We start from the raw sequence: 17,981 nt of genomic DNA, 5'->3' as shown, positions 1-17,981 counted from the left end.
TGAAATTTTCAATAGTCCCTTTTTTTTGTGCAGGGGTTTTGATTTTTCGGATTTAGGTTGTACATTTGTCAGCAAACCATAAAACAAAACCTATGAATAAACCTTTATTATTGGGCTTATGTCTTTTTTCGGCGCTCAACTTTCCCGCACAAGAAAGCACCAAAGATTTACGCCAAGACATTGAAGACCTTAAAATCAGTGTGAAGAATTTACACACCGAAATTCAATCGGTCAAGTCGGAGAATATTTACCTCAAAAAGGCGCTGGACATCAACCAGCCTATATTGGAGGTCAAAGGCGAAAATACAACTTACAAAATCACCAAAGTTCAAGGCGATAAAAGCAAAAAGCTGGTCACCATAACCTTGCTTATTGAACCCATCCACGAGAATGAAAGCTTTTATATTGATGAATGCTCAACATTTGATATTGAAGGCAATGAAATAAAGATGGATTATTTTAAATCCGAAGAGTATCAAGGAGAAATTTTTCTAAATACACCCAAGAAGATCAAATTGACATTCGTTTATAAAGATGTAGAAGAGGGAATGCCTCAAATCATCAAATTGTTACGATTTAAAAATAGATATCATACAAAAAACACCGGTGGTTTTGGAAAATCGGAGAGGATAGAATTCAAAGACTTTAAGGTAACTTATTCATAAAATAACCTTTCTAACGAAAGGGAAGAGCGCGGGTTTTTGGCTCGTGCTTTTTTATTATCCTTAAATTTTTGAATATGAAATGGTTCGCAGTGAAGTCAAAAAGCCATTTTTATTTATCGTTTTTAGGTTGTAAATTTGTCAGTTCTTAAATTAAAAACGCCAAGATGATAGATTATTTAAAAGGATTGAACGAAGCACAGTATCAAGCAGTTACCACTTTAGATGGTCCTCTTATGGTTTTAGCGGGTGCTGGTTCTGGAAAAACGCGAGTGCTCACGATGCGCATTGCCCACCTGATTACCAATGAGGTAGATCCTTTTAACATTTTGGCGCTCACCTTTACCAACAAAGCCGCCAAGGAGATGAAGGAGAGGATCGCAAAAGTGGTCGGCGAGAGTGATGCCCGCAGCCTATGGATGGGGACTTTCCACTCGGTTTTTGCACGGATATTGAGGAGCGAAGCCCATTACCTCGGCTTTCCCTCTAATTTTACCATTTATGACACCCAAGACTCCCTCAATGTGCTTAAAAAAGTCATTAAGGACCTCAATATAGATTCGGATTTATACAAACCCAAGAAAATACAAGCCCGAATTTCGCAGTACAAAAATAACCTGATTACCGTGCGGGCGTATTACAACAATCCCGAGTTGTTGGAGGCAGATGCGAAAGCCAATATGAAGCTCTTAGGGCGGATTTACCAAAAATATGTGGACACCTGTTTCAAAAATGGGGCTATGGATTTTGATGATTTGTTGCTCCGTACCAATGAACTCCTCACGAGGTTTCCAGAGGTATTGGCGAAGTACCAAGAGCGCTTCCGTTATATTTTGGTTGATGAGTACCAAGACACCAATCATTCTCAGTATCTGATAGTTAAGGCTTTAGCATCTAAATACGAAAATATCTGCGTGGTGGGAGATGATGCCCAATCTATTTACTCATTCCGAGGGGCTAATATTTACAACATTCTCAACTTCCAAAAAGACTATCCAGACGCGGTTTCCATCGCTTTGGAGCAAAATTATCGCTCTACGCAGAACATCGTTAATGCTGCTAATGTCGTGATTTCTAAGAACCAAATGCAGTTCAAAAAAAATGTATTTAGTCAGAATGAAGAAGGCGAGAGGCTAAAGGTATTCAGAGCCCTGTCAGACGCAGATGAAGCCCGTTTTGTTGCAAGTAATATCTGGGAAAAGCGCCATACGGAACAGCGGTCGTTCAAGGATTTCGCGATTCTCTACCGTACCAATTCTCAAACCCGAGCCTTTGAGGATGCCCTCCGTAAAAAAGGCATTCCGTACCGTGTGTATGGCGGGCTTTCGTTCTATCAAAGAAAAGAAATTAAAGATTTGGTAGCCTACCTCCGCCTGTTGGTCAACGAAAACGATACCGAGGCATTGCTTAGAATCATTAACTATCCCGCCCGAGGCATTGGAGAAACCACCCAAAATAAACTGATGGTTTATGCTGATGCTCAGGGCTTAACGATTGCTCAAGTTTTATCCGATTTGCCACGCCACGCCGCCCATTTAGGGATGAATAATGCCGCCCTAAACAAGCTGAATGACTTTTGGCAGATGATAAAAGCCTTCCAAGTGATGCTCAAAACCGAAGATGCCTACACTGTGGGTATGGAAGTGGTAAAACGCAGCGGACTGATTAAATTTTTAAAGGACGACCAAACGCCAGAAGGCATTTCCCGATTGGAGAATGTCCAAGAATTGATGAACTCTATGCAGGGCTTCATTGAGGAGCAACAGCAGTTAGAAGATGGAGATGCCAGTCTGTCTAATTTCTTAGAAAATATTGCGTTATCTTCTGATACTCAGGATAAACAAGAGGATGAAGACCAAGTTTCGCTGATGACTATCCACCTTTCCAAAGGGTTAGAATTTCCTATTGTCCATTTGGTGGGCTTAGAGGAAAACCTCTTTCCGAGCTTTATGAGCAGCACCTCGCGCGAAGATTTAGAGGAAGAACGGCGACTGTTTTATGTGGCGCTCACCCGTGCCGAAAAGCAGGCGTTCCTCACTTATGCCATTTCCAGATTTCAGTGGGGAAAAATTACAGATGCCGAGCCTAGCCGCTTCCTCAGCGAGATAGAGGCGGAATATTTGGAATTCCTCAATCCCAATGTCGAGAAAAAATACATCAATACATCGGGGCTTAAATCCAATATTTTTGATGATACGCCACCAGCAGCTACAGCGTTTAGAAAGAAAGAACCGAAGAAAACCCTTAAGCGCTTAGAGCCGAAAACCACGGAACAAAAGCTAACGCCTTTGGCATCGGCGCAGATTAAAACGCCGGCAGGGGCTGGAGATGAAATTCAGGTGGGGGATCAAGTGCGGCACGATCGTTTTGGTGTAGGCGTGGTGGTCTTTTTAGACGGCTCCGATGCCTCTAATGTGAAGGCGCGCATTGACTTTGAACACGAGGGCGAGAAAAACCTGATTTTGAAATTTGCCAAATTAGAAAAATTATAACTGAGATTATACGAATGCATCATCATTGGTGATAAATAAAAAAGCGAAAAACATTGATTTTGAGATAAAAAAGCCGTTTAATTTCAATAAAAAACAAAAATAGAAGTCTAAAAAAGGCATTCAATGGAGATTTCTACTTTAAAACCAACTCGGTTGCGTTAAAAATATTATCTTTGCTCTATGATGGATACCACAGACAAAAGGCTCTATTTAATAGATGCCTACGCAATGATTTTTAGGGGTTATTATGCCTTTATCAGAAACCCGAGATTGACCACCAACGGTTTAGATACCTCGGCTATTTATGGGTTTACCAACTCACTGATAGAGCTCATTAAAAGGGAAAGACCAAGCCATTTGGCGGTGGTTTTTGATGTGGGCAGGCAGAATATTAGGCACGAAGATTTTTCTGACTACAAAGCCAACCGTGCCGAAACACCAGAGGCGATAAAAATTGCGGTGCCTTATATCCATCGTATTTTGGAGGCTATGCACATTCCTATTTTGGGCGTGGAAGGCTATGAGGCAGATGATGTCATTGGCACTATTGCTGGCAAGGCGGAGAAACAAGGCTACGAAGTCTTTATGGTAACGCCAGACAAAGATTTTGCGCAACTCGTTACGGATCATATCAAAATCTATAAACCAGGACTAAAAGGTGGTGATATTGAGATTTTAGGCGTGCCGGAAGTTTTAGCCAAATATGAGATTGACCACCCTAAGCAAATCATAGATTATTTAGGAATGATGGGGGATAGCGTGGATAACATCCCAGGTTTAGAGGGCGTAGGAGAGAAGACCGCCAAAAAATTCATCAAAGAATTTGGGTCAATGGAAAATCTATTGGCAAACACCCACCAGCTGAAAGGCAAGTTAAAAGAAAAAGTGGAAGCATCGGCGGAGCGTGGTTTGTTGTCTAAAAAATTAGCCACCATCCTTTGTGATGCGCCTATTGCGTTTAACGAAACCGAATACGACTTAGAAACTCCAGATTTTGAGACGGTTAAAGCTGTGTTTGAAGAGATAGAATTTCGCCGTTTATACGAAAATCTTTATAGAGCTTTTACTCAAAAGGAAACCCCTGCGGCGGCGCCTGTTCAAGAAAATCAGCCTCAGACAGGGGGTGTGCAGTTGGACTTATTTTCAGACTTTGAGGCATTGGAGAAAAGCACCACCAGCAAGAAAAATATCCAAGATACCGACCACCTTTATCAATATATAGACACCGAAAAAGGGCAGCGGCTATTGGTGGAGAACTTACTCTCGCAGTCCGCCGTTTGCTTTGATACGGAGACCACGAGCTTAGATGAGATGCAAGCGGAACTGATTGGATTAAGCTTTTCTTATAAAAAAGGCTTGGCGTACTATGTGCCGATTCCTGAGGATAGAGCGGCGGCGCAGGCAGTGGTGGAGCGCTTCCGACCGTTTTTTGAAAATGAAGAAATCCTTAAAATCGCCCACAACCTCAAATTTGATTATAAAGTCCTACGGCAGTACCAAATTGAGATCCAAGGTGCCCTTTTTGATACGATGATTGCCCATTATTTGCTCAATCCTGATGGCAGACACGGTATGGATTACCTCTCGGAAATGTACTTGGATTATCAACCGATAGAGATAGAAAGTCTTATTGGCAAGAAAGGGAAAAATCAGAAAACGCTGCGTGCCGTTTCCATAGAGGAGCAAACCCAATATGCCGCCGAGGATGCCGATATTACTTTCCAGCTCTACGAATTATTTGCGCCACAACTTAAAAAAGAAGCGGTAGAGGCGGTGTTTTATGATATAGAAATGCCTTTGGTTAAAGTTTTAGCGGAGATGGAATTGGCTGGCGTAGCTCTTGATGAAGCGTGGTTAGCTCAAGAAAGCATAGACTTAGAGCGGGATTTAAAAGACTTAGAAACTCAGATTTTTAAATTCACAAAAGAACCGTTCAATCTGAACTCTCCCAAACAACTCGGCGAGGTTTTATTTGAAGAATTGAAATTAGATGCCAAAGCCAAGAAAACGAAAACAGGGCAATATTCCACCTCGGAGGAGGTGCTGCAAAAGCTTTCTGGCAAGCACGACATCATCCAACTGATTTTGGATTATCGCCAATTGCAGAAGCTTAAATCTACCTATGTAGATGCTTTGCCGCAGCAGATTAGCCCTGTTGATGGTAGGGTGCACACTACTTTTGCACAAACCGTGGCGGCTACGGGCAGGCTGGCGAGCAACAATCCAAATTTACAAAATATCCCCATCCGAACACTTAGAGGACAGCAGGTGCGTGGGGCTTTCGTGGCGGATCAGGGTTTTAAAATCATTTCTGCGGACTATTCTCAAATAGAGTTGAGGCTTATTGCGGAGATTTCCGGCGAAGACACGATGATTAAGGCGTTCCAAAATGGCGAAGACATCCACGCATCCACAGCTTCTAAATTGTTTAATATTCCGATAGAAGAAGTGTCAAAACTGCAACGAAGTCAGGCTAAAACGGTTAATTTCGGAATTATCTATGGGCAGAGTGCTTTTGCTTTGGCTGAACAAACGGGGCTTTCTCGGGCGGCAGCAAAACAGTTGATAGACTCGTATTATGAGACCTACCCTAAGCTCAAAGCTTTTATGGTGGAACAGGTCAAAAAAGCCCGCCAGCAGGGTTATGTAGAAACCATTATGGGTAGGCGCCGACATCTGAAAGACATCAATTCTAATAACTTTGTGGTGCGTGGTCACGCCGAACGAAATGCGGTGAATGCTCCAATCCAAGGCAGTGCTGCGGATATTATTAAATTAGCAATGATTAATATCAGCCGCACGCTTTCTCAGCAAAATTTAAAAACCAAAATGCTCCTCCAAGTGCATGATGAACTGGTTTTTGAGGCGCCTATAGATGAGGTAGAACAAGCCCAAGCGCTCATCAAAACAGAAATGGAACAGGCGTATGTTACCCAAGTGCCCCTCCTCACAGAGGTTGGCATCGGCGATAACTGGTTAGAAGCGCATTAGAAGAAATTGTATTGAAAAGTTGGTTATTATTAGAATAAAGTTTATCTTTGTCCAAAATTTTTAATAATAAAACATGAGAAAAACATTACTATTAGGTGCATTAGCACTTTTCGGAGCGGCAAATGCTCAAGTGAAATACGGTGTAAAGGCAGGTTATAACTTGTCTAATGTAAGTGCTAAAGCGGCAGTTTCCAGTGCAAAAGTTCTTTTAGGAAACAAGTCTGGCTTCAGTGCTGGTGCGTTTGTGGAGTACGGTTTAGGGAATAATCTAAGCCTTCAAGGTGAGGTGCTTTATACCAATGTAGGGGCAAAAGCAACTGTGGATCCCTCTAAAATTAGCAAGCAACAATTGACAGAGTTCGGGATTGACCCTGATGCCATTGAGCTAAATAAAGCGGAAGCCACTTTGTCTTTAAATCAAATTTCGGTACCTGTGTCTTTGAAATATACATTTAATCAATTTTCGCTTTTAGGCGGTTTTGATGTAAATTTTAAAGCTGGGGTAAGTACTAAAATTAAAGCTGATGGTCAAGATGTTAAGTCTGAATTAGAGCAAGATGCAGGATTTAAACTTGATGATGCCATCAAAAATGAATTGGCAGGGGCTAACTTTGGTCTTCACCTTGGCGGCGAGTATATGTTTAATAACAATATTTTTGTTGATGCCAGATATAACTTCGGTATTTCAAGTTTAAATAAAAACTATACCGACTATGTGAGCGCTAAACAAAGGTATTTCCAAGTGAGCGTAGGCTACAAGTTCTAATGATAAAAACAACAATCATAAAAGAGGCTGCCCTTTCTTAGGGTGGCTTCTCTTTTTTATAAAAAAATGAAAAAATACGGTATATTTTTCTTATTTCTAAATGTCGGTTGCTTGGTTTTTGCCCAAAATTTGAGGCAAAGTTGGGTGGCAGGTATGCATACTTCTTGGGTAAAAGCGGGGGCGGATGATACCTCGGTTAAGTTGGTTTCTGGTGGTAAAATAGGCTATTTTTTGAAATATCAAAGAAATTATGCCCTGTCTGAAAACACGGGAATAGAAGCTTCCGTTGCCTTAGCCGAAACGGGTGGGAAGGTCAAAAACTCGTTGTACGGCAAGCGAGAATTGCCTTTGGGGATTGCACCGTATCGCCTTGCAAAAATGAAATTAGCAGTTTATGAAGTGAGCACGGCATTGAGTTTTTATTACACCGAAAAGCGCTTCCAAATCTATGCTGGTGTAGAGCCTACACTGATTTTTTATGCCACTTACCAAGAGAAAAATGTCCGAAAAGAACCACCCACAGACCCACCGCCACCTTCTCATGGCGATGATATAGAATCCGAAATTCGGCAGCGGTTTCAAGTTCTACACGCTAAAGGTTTGGTTGGTAGTCGGTTCGCTATTACACCACGCTATTTTGTAGAGGCGAGTTATCATTTTCCACTCCATAGTATCACTTCTTTTACCGTTCCCAAAACAGCCTTCCAACTGCGGTTCACCGAAGCCTTTTTAGCTATCGGTTTTGAGGAATAGCTTTTTTGTCATTAGTATAAAAATAATAGTCTTTTTTTGCGAATAATGATTTTTAAACGAAATGTTAAAAAAATCAAAAATATATTTTGTAGATGTTAAAAAAAGATTAAATTTGTGGCATCATAATAACCATTGAAAAGTGATACAAAGTGTGAGAAATATCCTGTTTTTCTTGTGTAATCTACTGATTTTTCGTATCTTAGTAGTAGATCACGCATCACGCATCACGCATCACGCATCACGCATAATCATTTTATATTTCCCCAAAAAATACCGTCAGTGGAGAGGTTTTTATTCTCGGCCGGCGCTTTCGGCTATGGGACTGTTGGGGAAATTAACCTTGCTCTATCACGATCATCTGGCAACTATGAGAAAAAATTCCCTTAATTTTATAATAGACGGACACCTTTTGTCTGATGCCCCATGTTATTTTGCAGGAGAAAATTTTAAGAAGGCGTTGAAATACAATTATTAAAATTATAAAACATGAAAAAAACAATCATTTTAGGTTTATTAGGCGTGGGGCTATGCCTCGGCTCTTACGGCGTATACGACTATACTATGGGCGGACGCTGCAGTCCCAAAGGAAAATGTACTGCTTGTAAAAACTGTACAGGTTGTAAAAATTGTGCTAAAAACGGCGGAACTTGCAGTGTGTGTAGATAATAAAAACAATCATTAAATAAAATTATAAAAAAAATGAATATTAAAGCAACAGATTTATTTTTGGCTCTATTAGCTATTATGTTAGTAAGTGTAAGTTTTTGGCAAACTTGGTTAGGGCTATCACAGATTTTTGGCGGTGCCTCTTTTGTAATTGCATTGGTACTCTCCTTATTGCTATTATTTTTATGTTGGCTATTAAGAGATGCCAAAATAAAAGGGAAATCTACGAGGGGGCTTGTGGGGATCTATATTTTTATAGCCTCATTTTGTTTTATTGCTAATTTTAATGCACTGTATACTCGGTTTATGAAAACCGAAATCTATTCCACAGAGATTAAAAAAATCAATGATCAGTTCAATGCATTGCAAGCTGATGTAGATAGCCGACTAACCTATAGTGTGGATCCTAAAACCAGACAAGACATTATTAGTGAAGTCAATCAGTTGGTTATTCAGATTCAAGACCCGCAAAATCAGGGTATAGGACCAGAAGCCAGAGCGATTATCAATAGAATTGAGAAAAAATTAGGCAAGCCCATTACCCCACTTACACCAATTAACCAAACCCCTGCGGGGTACAAAGATTTGGCAGAAAGAATGGCAGAGCAGATTATTACTATGATGGAGGTGCTTAATCCAGAAGAAAAAGCATTAAAAGAAGAGATAGATGCCGCCGTGCTTAAGTGGAACCAAAAAACACAAAAACTTTTGGCTTCTACTCCAGAAATTATCAATGGTTCTGCTGTAGCACAAATAGAAGCATCTGTGCAAGAATACAATAAATTAGGCAACAAAGCGCAGAGTATCTTAGGAGCTAAATACCAATTTCAACCCATAGCGTCTAACGCACACGAGGTAGGGAAGATTGGTTATGCATTTAGACACGCTATTGATAATTTTGGAATGTACCAGTTTGTAGTGCTGGCAGGGTGTATATTATTAGATTTCGTGATTGTTATCATTATATTATTGGTAACAGACCAAGATGATAATTCCCGAAAAAAGAATATTTTTAATAAGAAAAAAGGAACAAGTTTAATAAACTAAGATAAAAAATAATGAGCGACGAAATAAAGCCTATCTTTTTCGATGATGAACCACAACATCAAAAAGAAACTACACAAGAAAAAAAATTAGAACCTATTACCTCTTTTTTTGATCATGAAAGAGAAATAAAACCGATTGATTTTGGTGATGAAAAATCGGATTTTATACCAAGTACATCAATTATAGATGATGATGACGATGATTTTGTGTCATCTAAACCTACGACTATTATCAATAAGGAGAGTAATTTTATTAGTTTTTTTGGAAGTGGAGAGTCCGGAAAATCTGTGATTCTATCTTCTATGCTCTATGCTATGCAGACTAAATATGGTGTGCTAAGTCCTAAAATAGGTACACCCAATACAAAAGAAGCAGAGGTTTTATTAGAAGAGTTTTTTGAAAATATCTCAAGAGGTATTCTCCCTGGGCGTACAACCAGAGACCAAGTAACCCGTATGGATTTAGTGTTCAAGCCTAATAACAAATCTAAAAAAGTCCCTCCTATCGATTTAACTTTCTTAGAAACCTCGGGAGAAAACTGGAATGAGATAAGAAGAGCGGGGATGCTACATTCCAGTATAGATGCTTATTTATCCGCTGATATTCCTTTAACTTTTATTTTAGTAACAGGGTATAGAGCTGCCCACAGAGAAGATGCTTTATTGAAAAAATTCCTATTTTTATTAGAGCAGAAAAGGCATAATTTAAATAATACCAATGTTATTTTAGTTATTTCTAAATGGGATCAATCAGGAAGTCAGCATGTGTCATCAGAAGAAGAATTGGATAATTTTGTACAAGAAAAATTGCCCTTAACTCATAATTTTTTAGAAACCAATGGGTTGGCAAAAACTTATTATACGATAGGGGAACTTTATAGCAGAGAAGGAGAAAATAGAGAGCGGATAAAAAATCTCAATTTAGATTCGGCATATAGATTGTCCAAATGGCTGTACAAAAGTATTACAGGTGTAGATGTAGAATATCAAGGTACTTTTGGGGAACAACTCAAGTGGTCTTTAGGATTAAAATAATAGAAGAAGATGAAACAAGATTTTAATATTGCTGTTTTTGGCACATTTGGAAATCCCAATGGCTTCACTCAATCTATTTATTCTCCACATAAAAATGTGCAACTTAATATAGAGCCTAAAACTTTTGATATAAAAACCAATGCTATACAACTGTTTGATAAAACCCAAATGTGGGCACTGAGAAAAGAGGTTAGCCATGGGCAAAAAGTAATTTCCTATGCCGTATATACTTATGCTCAGGAAGTAGGGTCTACCAGAGGAGGTACATTTGTAGGTTCAGCGCTTTTAGGTATCAATACGATAATAGAGGTTAAAGAATCCATCAAAGCATTAGGTGATTTTCATAAAAAACTGATTAAAAATCCTCAAAATATTCAGGCGGGAGATATTCAAGTCAAGCATTCTAATGATTTTAAGGTAGAGGGCTTTAAAGAATTTACAGGGTTAGAGCAAAAAATGCACCCCATAGAAGATGTCCGTTTTGCGATCACAGAAAAAGCATTGTTGGTGTATGATAAGGATTTGTATACTCATCTTACCACCTATTTTGAGCAAGGTCTCCAATTGCTTAGTTTATATGATACGATTTATTTTACTCATAATAAGGAAATTGCAGATTTTACCCATAGCAAAGGTTTGATCCCTGTAATGGAACGAGAGCAACTCAAGGCATTACAAGCCAAAATAGAACAACAAAAGAAAAAAGAGGTGGAACAAATATTCCATCAGGTAAAAAAATGGAGTCAGGAGATTACACAATATCATCAGGATAATAAGGCTAAACTGGAAGAAAATCGGCGTATTCATCAAGAAAATACGGAAAAATTAACGGTTTTAGAAAATGAAAACAATAAATTAGTAGAAAATATCAATGCTAAGAATGAAGAAATTCGTATGCTATTTTCTCGTTTACAAGGTGAAAAACTATCTTATTCAGAAATAGAAAAAGCCAAGCAGCAAATTACGGAGCTCCAACAAGAAGTTCAGGGAAATATTAACCATAACAAAAAACTTCCACAACTTTCAAAACTTAATACACCTTCTCATAAAGTTCCAAAACCAATGAGAGAGGTGCCCGCATTACCGCAACAGCATTATCCGAGTGAGCCTTATGATGGTGATGGCCATGATCGCCCAAAGCATAAAAAAATAAAGCTAAATAAAAAAAATATCATAATTATTGCTTTAGGTTTAGGGCTTTTCTTTGCAATTGTAGGAGGGATGTTGGTAGGAGGGCTTTGGGTTTATAGATATTTTTCTGGCACGAAAAAAACAGAGCAACCTGCAGAAGTTAGAATATATGATGATAAAGCTAAAGTCGTCCCAGTAGAGTCCCATCAAGAACAAGATACTCTAAGTCTTTCACCGGAACCTAATGCACAACTCAATAATGCGGAAATTGAAAAAATGATAGAAAAACAATTTCCTAAGGAAAATTTGCCTATGCCGATTGAGGAAGTGGTCCACCGTATTTTTAAAGCCAATCCTAATGATATTGGAAAACCTTATACTGGAAAAGAACAGGCGTATGGTGAGTTATTACAAAAGAGAAATTCTTATTTATTTAGAGATGGCAAGTTGGTAGACAACCAGTTTAAAGATGTACCGAGTTATAAAAAATAAACTCAAAAATCAATGAAAAAACAGTTGATATTAGGCGTTGTTTTAGCCTTGTGGAGTTGCAAACATCCAGATGCAGAGATTTTTCAGAACGAAGCCCAACAGTCTCCTACGGTTTTAGAGCCTGTCCACGGTGTCCAACTACCAGAAGTGCCTCCACAAAAGCAATCAATGGAATCCATACCAGCGGCAGAGCCCACACCCACTCCTGATAGTGAATATACAATCTTGGAAATGGAAAAAGAAAGTGGTGTACGCTATGTATGGGTGGAAGTGAATGGCATTAGGCTGAGGTTTATTTTTGATACAGGGGCGAGTAATATTTGTATTTCCCAAGCCGAAGCCATTGTTTTATACCGACAAGGCACTTTAAAGGAAGAAGATTTTATTGGAACCCAAGCCATGCAAGATGCTACAGGAGGTATTTCCGAAGGGATGATGATTAACCTAAAAACCGTAAAAATAGGTAATAGAGTATTGCATAACATTACCGCTTTGGTGATTGATAATAATGAAGCACCTTTATTGCTGGGACAGAGTGTGTTAGAGCAATTCGGAAGTATAGAAATTGATAATAAAAATAATCGGATAAAACTCAAAAACTGATTTTTAGTAAAATGAATACCTACATCATATTTAGACCTTGAAATGAAGAAAAAGATCAAATTCGCGAAGGATGTTACTTTTCTCGCTGAGTTTCTTATTACAAAACAAGCGTTAAAAACATTAGATGAATATCAATCCTTCAAAACAATCCCCTTATGAAGAAGATGTGCTTAATGCCGTTTTGGACCAATGGTTTAAAGAAATGGGCGTAGCGAAATACTCGATTTATCAGACCGATATCCCACAAAATACCAAAACTAAAATTAGCAATTTTTTTAAATCACAATTGAAAAAATCATAAAGTGCGATTTTATAGGGTTTATATATTGATTTTTTAGTATATAAACCCTATTTTTATGACTGAATTAAAGTATCAAAAAATAATAACACCATGTTCATTTATCCTCTTTTAATCATTCTGTGTCTTATAGCTTTGCCTGTGATGATATACAGAATCAGCAAGAAATTTCATATTAGCCCTTATTATAAAAGGTGGCTTTATGGATTGAGTTTCAGTATTCTCATTCTTTTTGCCAAAATAAGTTATGATGCCACTACCAATTATTTACCAGAACATTTGCCTCAAAATCAAAAAGAGGAAATTTATAAAAAGTACCCTGTGGTGCTCTCTACCAGCGATATTAAAGTGTATCAAAACACTGAAACAGAGTCGGTTTATGTGGTTTACAAAAAGCCACCATTAGCACAGAGAAGTCCAGAATTTAAGGTGCATACTCAAAAATGGTTTGATTTTGTGATGTACGGTTTAATCGATCTAAGTCAATTCACAGGGATTTCTTACACCTCTATCAACATCTTGATTTACTGTATATTAGTTCCTTTGTTTTTAGGTTTATCCTTTTGGGCGAATAGGAAATTCTTTAAATATTTCAAGGAAAGAAAAAATAAATCCAATAAAAAATAGCATAATGGAACTCATTGAAAATATATTCAAAGGATTATTTGGGATTTGCGTGGTATTTCTCCACTATTTGGGAGGGCTTTTTGGAATGGGCTACACGGAAATCAACTATTGGTTATTTGTGGTTTTGTTGCCTATTATCATCGTGGGGACAGTGGCGCTAAATGTTTATTATATTATTAAATACATTTGGTGGAAAATAATTAGAAAATCGTAAAATTTAAATAAACAAATAAAACTATTTAGAATTTTCTTTTTCCTTCCAAAAACAACAAAAACTAAAATGAAACCGTTACTTTTTTTACTTCTTTATTTTTATTTACCTAATGCATTCCTTAGTGTGGTATCATATCCTCAACAGAAGGTGTATTATAAAGTGATTGGTGTAAAAGATGGCGATACCATTGAGCTTTTGGTGGACGGAAAGCCGATGACCGTGAGGTTAGCGCATATAGACTGCCCAGAAAAAAAGCAGCTTTTCGGCACCAAAGCCAAGCAAGCTACATCGGATTTAGCTTTTGGAAAGCAAGTGCAAGTCCGCCATCATCAGAAAAAAGACCGTTATGGTCGGCTCATTGCAGAAATTATCTTGCCCGATGGGCGCATTCTCAATCAAATTTTGGTAAAGCAAGGGCTGGCGTGGCATTTCAAAAAATATTCCAAAGACCCTACCTATACCCGTTTAGAGCAAGAAGCCCGACAAAAGAAAATCGGCATTTGGTCAGAAGATGCCATCGCCCCCGAACAATGGCGCCAACAAAAAAGGAAAAAAATCAAAAGCCTTTAGATTGTACCACGCGACCACTATCGGTAATGATGTAATAATGATAATCGGGAAATTGCTTCATCAGCTTTTTCCCTTTTTTGAGTCCTAAAACCATAATAGAAGTGCTGAGTCCATTGGCAAATTCAGCGTTGGGGCCTTTAATGGTCACACTTGTGAGCCCTGTGGAGGGATAACCCGTTTTTGGATTGATGATGTGTGCATAGCGCCGACCGCCTAAGATCACATATTTTTCGTAGTCGCCAGAGGTTACGATGGCTTCATTTTGGAGCGAGAGAATTTTGATGCTTTGCTGCGGACGAAAAGGGTTGGTAATGCCTATGCGCCAAGGCTTTCCTTTCGGCGAAAGTCCCCATACTGCCATATCGCCAGAAGCATTCACGATGCCAGCTTTTACGCCCAAAGATTGCATCAGCGCCTTGCCTTTTTCTGCGGCGTAGCCTTTGCCTGTCGCACCAAAACCAATTTTCATTCCCTTTTTTTTCAAGAAAATTGTAGACTTCGTTTCATCTAAAATAATATTCCGATAATCCACATATTGTACTGATTTTCTGATGCTTTCCTCAGGAGGCAAACTTGGCATAGATCCATCAAAACGCCATATTTTGTCCATAGAAGCCGTGCTGATGTCAAACGCACCATCGGTTATTTTAGAAAAATATAAAGCCCTTTGGGTCAGTTCAAAAACTTCGCGGGGCACTACCACAGGGCGAATGCCAGCATTGCGGTTCACTTCGGAGATGATGGTGTGTGGCTGCCACTCGGAGATGAGGTTTTCTATCCGACTAATTTCCTGAATGACAAGGTCTATTTTATGCTCGGCGGCAAGGCTATCTTTATCAACAATGGTGATGTCAAACCTGCTGCCCATAAGGGTTACCGCTCTATGCTGAGCCACTTGTGCGAGCAAAAAAGTATGAAAAAATAAGGCTAAAATCAATCCTAATTTAAAGCGAAATAGCGGTTTCATTTTAATAACAATCGGTTAAAATCTGATGTTGTTCTTTATAGTAAGCCACGGAATGGAGCTGATAATGAGGTAATAGCGTGTCCAATAGCGCTTCCACGTCTTTTTGCATCGCTAAGGCACCACAAATCATCACCACGCCTTGATTTCTCAAAATGGAAGCCACGGTGGCTATATTTTCTCGCACCAAATCTGTAACATATTGAGGCGTTTCGGATTGCGAGTATCCTGTTTTAACCTCTTGAATATGATGGTGTTGTGCAAAATTTAAAGCCTCTTTTTCAATGTTGATTGTGGCTGTTGTGCGGTGCCTAAACCCTGCGTAGAGGTATTTTTTAACAGGCGTAGCGTTGCGGATCATACCCAAAAAAGGTGCGATGCCCGTGCCATTGGCAATCATCAGAACAGCAGGAGCTTGGGCAGGCAGGTGGAAATAAGGATTTTTAATAATTCTACCTTTGAGCTGCGTGCCAACCGTAAGTTGGTGTAAAAACTGAGAACCCAAGCCGTGAGGATGTAGTTTGACCATCAAATGCAAATCTTGACCAACTTTTCCGATAGAGTAGAGGCGTTCTTTTTCGTTGTTTTCAGGGTAAATGGCTAAAATATCACCAGATGAAAAATCCTGATAAGAGGTTTTGAAAACGATTGAAAAGGTCTGATTTTCAGTGTCTAAATCGCTTTTGTTGATAACGGTTAAAGTCTCCGTTGGCACGATGTTCAGGTGGTAATACATCGGATTGCTCATCAGTTGGAGGCGGTGTTTTTCGTTCCACGCGGTTGCCCATTGTGCTATTTCTTCCAAGGAGCGGTCGTTCACGGTGTGGAGTGGCAACAAAGGCTCCGCCCACGGCATTTCTGCAAGACATTGGTCTAAATCTTTCGCGAAACCACAAAAATTAGGATAACTCTTTGAGCCAAAGCCCAAAACGGTATATTGTATCGGTGATTGCTGAGCGGTATTTTTAATTAAGTTGAAAGCCTTTTCGGCGTGATGAGGAGCATCACCATCGCCATAGGTAGAAGTGAAAATGATAAGGTATTTGGCTTTTGGAAAACTTTGAAAATCATTAAGATAAGCTAAAAACACCTTTTGTTTTAAGTTGAGCAATTGTTGATAGATTTTTTCTGCAAAAGCCCAAGTGGTGCCGCCTTCGGAGCCGACTAAAATGATGTATTCAGCCTCTTCGGCAGTGTATTGATTTTTAAGATGTTGTGGTCTTCGATTGAGCCAAAGCCATACGCCAGAGCCCACCATCAAGAGGATGATCCACGAGGATAAAAATAAAACCAACGCCCATGCCCAGTGGATTTCGCCAGTGTGAATGGCTTTGTTATAATACGATAAATGGTGCGTTGCTGGGAATTCTTGCCGAGAAACCACATCACCAGTTTGTTGGTTGATTTTCAGTTTTTGAGTGAGGGTGGTTAGCTCAAAAAATTCTTCTTCATCTTCAAATAGAGGGAAAGTTAATTTCTGAACCTCTTTGACAGGCGTATTTTTAAAAATCGGAAAATCCTGAATGTCAATTTTTTTCGTGTGTTGTGCAGATAGCGCAATGGTGGGAGTTTCTTTTTCTTCTAACCAACCTAAGCGGAACAAAAATAAAATGCTTCCAGTCAGGGCAATGATCATCAGCGGTAGCGAGAACCATTTTCCTCCCAAAAAGTGGATAAAATCGGCTTTGTTACGCATTTCGGAATTGGAGAGCCAGCGGTGCCCTTGCCTGATGTACAGCAAGATGAAGCCACTCAACAAGGAAAAAAGAAATAAAACGGACACGCCACCAACAATGCTTCTACCCATTTCGTGGAGGAACAGCGAGCGGTGGAGCGTGGTCACGGTTTTGATCCATTCTGGAGGTGAGGTAGGAGCGCCCATCAATTGCCCTGTGGAAGGCTCTACCACGGCGGTTACTTCGTTCATTTCATCATCAAAACCTTTAACGATGATTTGCTGATGAACCACCTCTAATTCCGAAATTTCGGAAAGTTGATTTTGAATTTTGGGTACTAATTCCGAGAGCGTTTCTTGCCCAATACGGTGCGGTGTATGGGTAGATTCCCAGAATTGATTAAACGCCAAAATGCCTCCTGTAACGGAGGCGATAATTAAAAACAGAGAAACTAAGCACGCTAAAATCCCATGGATAGAGCGCCACAGCGAGGTCTGCATAAACGATAATCTATATTATACTTTGTTGAGTTTCACAAACCGAATGTAGCCCTTGCCCTCGTATTTTTGGGTAATTTCTGAAGTGCTGAGCGGAATTTCAATGTCGTCTTTATAATAAGGCTCATCTTCCACAGCGGTTTCAAATCTTATTTTATAGCCTTTGTTGAGGAGTTGGTCTTCAATTTTGAACACTTTGGCAGCTCTACTCCCTGGCGAAATGGAAGCCCCCGTGATGGCATCTAACTTCTCTTTTTTCACTTTTTGGAATTTATGCCACTCTTTCACGGTTTTGTACCATTGGTCGTCATCGCCCATTACGGCTAAGGTTTTCACATATTTCCCTTTATCATCTAAGAGGGAAGCCACCACATAAGCCCCTTCGCCTTTGTAGTTTTTCAGCTGAAGCATACATTTGTAAGTGGAGGTTTGAGCAAAGCTCACCGCTGCGGTTAGGAGACTACCTAATATGAAGATCGGTTTTAATAATTTCATTGT

The 17,981-nt window shown here is 39.4% G+C and carries 17 protein-coding genes; 14 read left to right on the top strand and 3 right to left on the bottom strand.

What is annotated here, in order from left to right; translation table 11 throughout:
- The first annotated feature begins 92 nt into the window (after positions 1-92).
- The 14 genes from NYR17_RS07410 (at position 93) to NYR17_RS07345 (ending at position 14,346) form a co-directional block, all read left to right on the top strand.
- Positions 93-665, top strand: coding sequence for a hypothetical protein (locus NYR17_RS07410; protein WP_302505086.1), 573 nt, complete (start codon positions 93-95; stop codon positions 663-665).
- Positions 666-829: 164 nt separating this feature from the next.
- Entirely contained in the window at positions 830-3,154 is a 2,325-nt protein-coding gene (locus NYR17_RS07405; protein WP_302505085.1) for an ATP-dependent helicase, read from the top strand.
- 180 nt (positions 3,155-3,334) lie between these two features.
- On the top strand, positions 3,335-6,145 hold the full coding sequence (gene polA, locus NYR17_RS07400) for a DNA polymerase I (protein WP_302505084.1): 2,811 nt from the start codon (positions 3,335-3,337) through the stop codon (positions 6,143-6,145).
- A gap of 73 nt (positions 6,146-6,218) precedes the next feature.
- Complete coding sequence (locus NYR17_RS07395; RefSeq protein ID WP_302505083.1) at positions 6,219-6,911, top strand: porin family protein; 693 nt, start codon at positions 6,219-6,221, stop codon at positions 6,909-6,911.
- Positions 6,912-6,977: 66 nt separating this feature from the next.
- Positions 6,978-7,664: a hypothetical protein gene (locus NYR17_RS07390; protein ID WP_302505082.1), complete on the top strand. Its 687-nt coding sequence runs from the start codon at positions 6,978-6,980 to the stop codon at positions 7,662-7,664.
- Positions 7,665-8,150: 486 nt separating this feature from the next.
- On the top strand, positions 8,151-8,330 hold the full coding sequence (locus NYR17_RS07385) for a hypothetical protein (RefSeq protein WP_302505081.1): 180 nt from the start codon (positions 8,151-8,153) through the stop codon (positions 8,328-8,330).
- Between the two features lie 33 nt (positions 8,331-8,363).
- A complete protein-coding gene (locus NYR17_RS07380; protein WP_302505080.1) occupies positions 8,364-9,377 on the top strand; it encodes a hypothetical protein in 1,014 nt (337 codons plus the stop codon).
- A gap of 11 nt (positions 9,378-9,388) precedes the next feature.
- Complete coding sequence (locus tag NYR17_RS07375) at positions 9,389-10,411, top strand: GTPase domain-containing protein (RefSeq protein ID WP_302505079.1); 1,023 nt, start codon at positions 9,389-9,391, stop codon at positions 10,409-10,411.
- A 9-nt stretch (positions 10,412-10,420) separates the two neighbouring features.
- Positions 10,421-12,034, top strand: coding sequence for a hypothetical protein (locus tag NYR17_RS07370; RefSeq protein ID WP_302505078.1), 1,614 nt, complete (start codon positions 10,421-10,423; stop codon positions 12,032-12,034).
- 12 nt (positions 12,035-12,046) lie between these two features.
- On the top strand, positions 12,047-12,637 hold the full coding sequence (locus NYR17_RS07365; protein WP_302505077.1) for a retropepsin-like aspartic protease family protein: 591 nt from the start codon (positions 12,047-12,049) through the stop codon (positions 12,635-12,637).
- A 124-nt stretch (positions 12,638-12,761) separates the two neighbouring features.
- The gene (locus NYR17_RS07360; protein ID WP_302505076.1) at positions 12,762-12,938 is read left to right on the top strand and encodes a hypothetical protein; all 177 of its coding nucleotides are present in this window, start codon (positions 12,762-12,764) and stop codon (positions 12,936-12,938) included.
- 141 nt (positions 12,939-13,079) lie between these two features.
- Positions 13,080-13,562 carry a hypothetical protein gene (locus NYR17_RS07355; RefSeq protein ID WP_302505075.1) on the top strand — a complete coding sequence of 161 codons (483 nt, stop codon included), beginning with the start codon at positions 13,080-13,082 and terminating at the stop codon, positions 13,560-13,562.
- A 4-nt stretch (positions 13,563-13,566) separates the two neighbouring features.
- Positions 13,567-13,776 carry a hypothetical protein gene (locus NYR17_RS07350; protein WP_302505074.1) on the top strand — a complete coding sequence of 70 codons (210 nt, stop codon included), beginning with the start codon at positions 13,567-13,569 and terminating at the stop codon, positions 13,774-13,776.
- Positions 13,777-13,842: 66 nt separating this feature from the next.
- The gene (locus NYR17_RS07345) at positions 13,843-14,346 is read left to right on the top strand and encodes a thermonuclease family protein (protein WP_302505073.1); all 504 of its coding nucleotides are present in this window, start codon (positions 13,843-13,845) and stop codon (positions 14,344-14,346) included.
- Here the strand turns inward: NYR17_RS07345 and NYR17_RS07340 are convergent.
- Genes NYR17_RS07340 through NYR17_RS07330 form a run of 3 tightly spaced genes read right to left on the bottom strand, consistent with a single transcriptional unit; the run spans position 14,333 to position 17,978 of the window.
- Entirely contained in the window at positions 14,333-15,313 is a 981-nt protein-coding gene (locus NYR17_RS07340) for an FAD:protein FMN transferase (protein WP_302505072.1), read from the bottom strand. The two genes, NYR17_RS07345 and NYR17_RS07340, sit on opposite strands and share 14 nt — an antisense overlap.
- A gap of 1 nt (position 15,314) precedes the next feature.
- Entirely contained in the window at positions 15,315-17,486 is a 2,172-nt protein-coding gene (locus NYR17_RS07335; protein WP_302505071.1) for a PepSY domain-containing protein, read from the bottom strand.
- A gap of 15 nt (positions 17,487-17,501) precedes the next feature.
- Complete coding sequence (locus NYR17_RS07330) at positions 17,502-17,978, bottom strand: DUF2271 domain-containing protein (protein ID WP_302505070.1); 477 nt, start codon at positions 17,976-17,978, stop codon at positions 17,502-17,504.
- Positions 17,979-17,981: the final 3 nt, after the last annotated feature.

The sequence above is a fragment of the Riemerella columbina genome (assembly GCF_030517065.1).
GTDB lineage: Bacteria > Bacteroidota > Bacteroidia > Flavobacteriales > Weeksellaceae > Riemerella > Riemerella columbina_A.
The sequence above is the reverse complement of the archived record's forward strand: the minus strand, read 5'-3'. Positions and strand labels throughout refer to the sequence as shown.

Excerpts from the sequence above, each read along its gene's own strand:
- NYR17_RS07365 (WP_302505077.1), top strand. The coding sequence starts at position 12,047 with ATGAAAAAACAGTTGATATTAGGCGTTGTTTTAGCCTTGTGGAGTTGC.
- NYR17_RS07385 (WP_302505081.1), top strand. The coding sequence starts at position 8,151 with ATGAAAAAAACAATCATTTTAGGTTTATTAGGCGTGGGGCTATGCCTC.
- NYR17_RS07375 (WP_302505079.1), top strand. The coding sequence starts at position 9,389 with ATGAGCGACGAAATAAAGCCTATCTTTTTCGATGATGAACCACAACAT.
- NYR17_RS07405 (WP_302505085.1), top strand. The coding sequence starts at position 830 with ATGATAGATTATTTAAAAGGATTGAACGAAGCACAGTATCAAGCAGTT.
- NYR17_RS07410 (WP_302505086.1), top strand. The coding sequence starts at position 93 with ATGAATAAACCTTTATTATTGGGCTTATGTCTTTTTTCGGCGCTCAAC.
- NYR17_RS07395 (WP_302505083.1), top strand. The coding sequence starts at position 6,219 with ATGAGAAAAACATTACTATTAGGTGCATTAGCACTTTTCGGAGCGGCA.
- NYR17_RS07345 (WP_302505073.1), top strand. The coding sequence starts at position 13,843 with ATGAAACCGTTACTTTTTTTACTTCTTTATTTTTATTTACCTAATGCA.
- polA (WP_302505084.1), top strand. The coding sequence starts at position 3,335 with ATGATGGATACCACAGACAAAAGGCTCTATTTAATAGATGCCTACGCA.
- NYR17_RS07335 (WP_302505071.1), bottom strand. The coding sequence starts at position 17,486 with ATGCAGACCTCGCTGTGGCGCTCTATCCATGGGATTTTAGCGTGCTTA.
- NYR17_RS07360 (WP_302505076.1), top strand. The coding sequence starts at position 12,762 with ATGAATATCAATCCTTCAAAACAATCCCCTTATGAAGAAGATGTGCTT.
- NYR17_RS07380 (WP_302505080.1), top strand. The coding sequence starts at position 8,364 with ATGAATATTAAAGCAACAGATTTATTTTTGGCTCTATTAGCTATTATG.
- NYR17_RS07350 (WP_302505074.1), top strand. The coding sequence starts at position 13,567 with ATGGAACTCATTGAAAATATATTCAAAGGATTATTTGGGATTTGCGTG.
- NYR17_RS07330 (WP_302505070.1), bottom strand. The coding sequence starts at position 17,978 with ATGAAATTATTAAAACCGATCTTCATATTAGGTAGTCTCCTAACCGCA.
- NYR17_RS07390 (WP_302505082.1), top strand. The coding sequence starts at position 6,978 with ATGAAAAAATACGGTATATTTTTCTTATTTCTAAATGTCGGTTGCTTG.
- NYR17_RS07355 (WP_302505075.1), top strand. The coding sequence starts at position 13,080 with ATGATATACAGAATCAGCAAGAAATTTCATATTAGCCCTTATTATAAA.
- NYR17_RS07340 (WP_302505072.1), bottom strand. The coding sequence starts at position 15,313 with ATGAAACCGCTATTTCGCTTTAAATTAGGATTGATTTTAGCCTTATTT.
- NYR17_RS07370 (WP_302505078.1), top strand. The coding sequence starts at position 10,421 with ATGAAACAAGATTTTAATATTGCTGTTTTTGGCACATTTGGAAATCCC.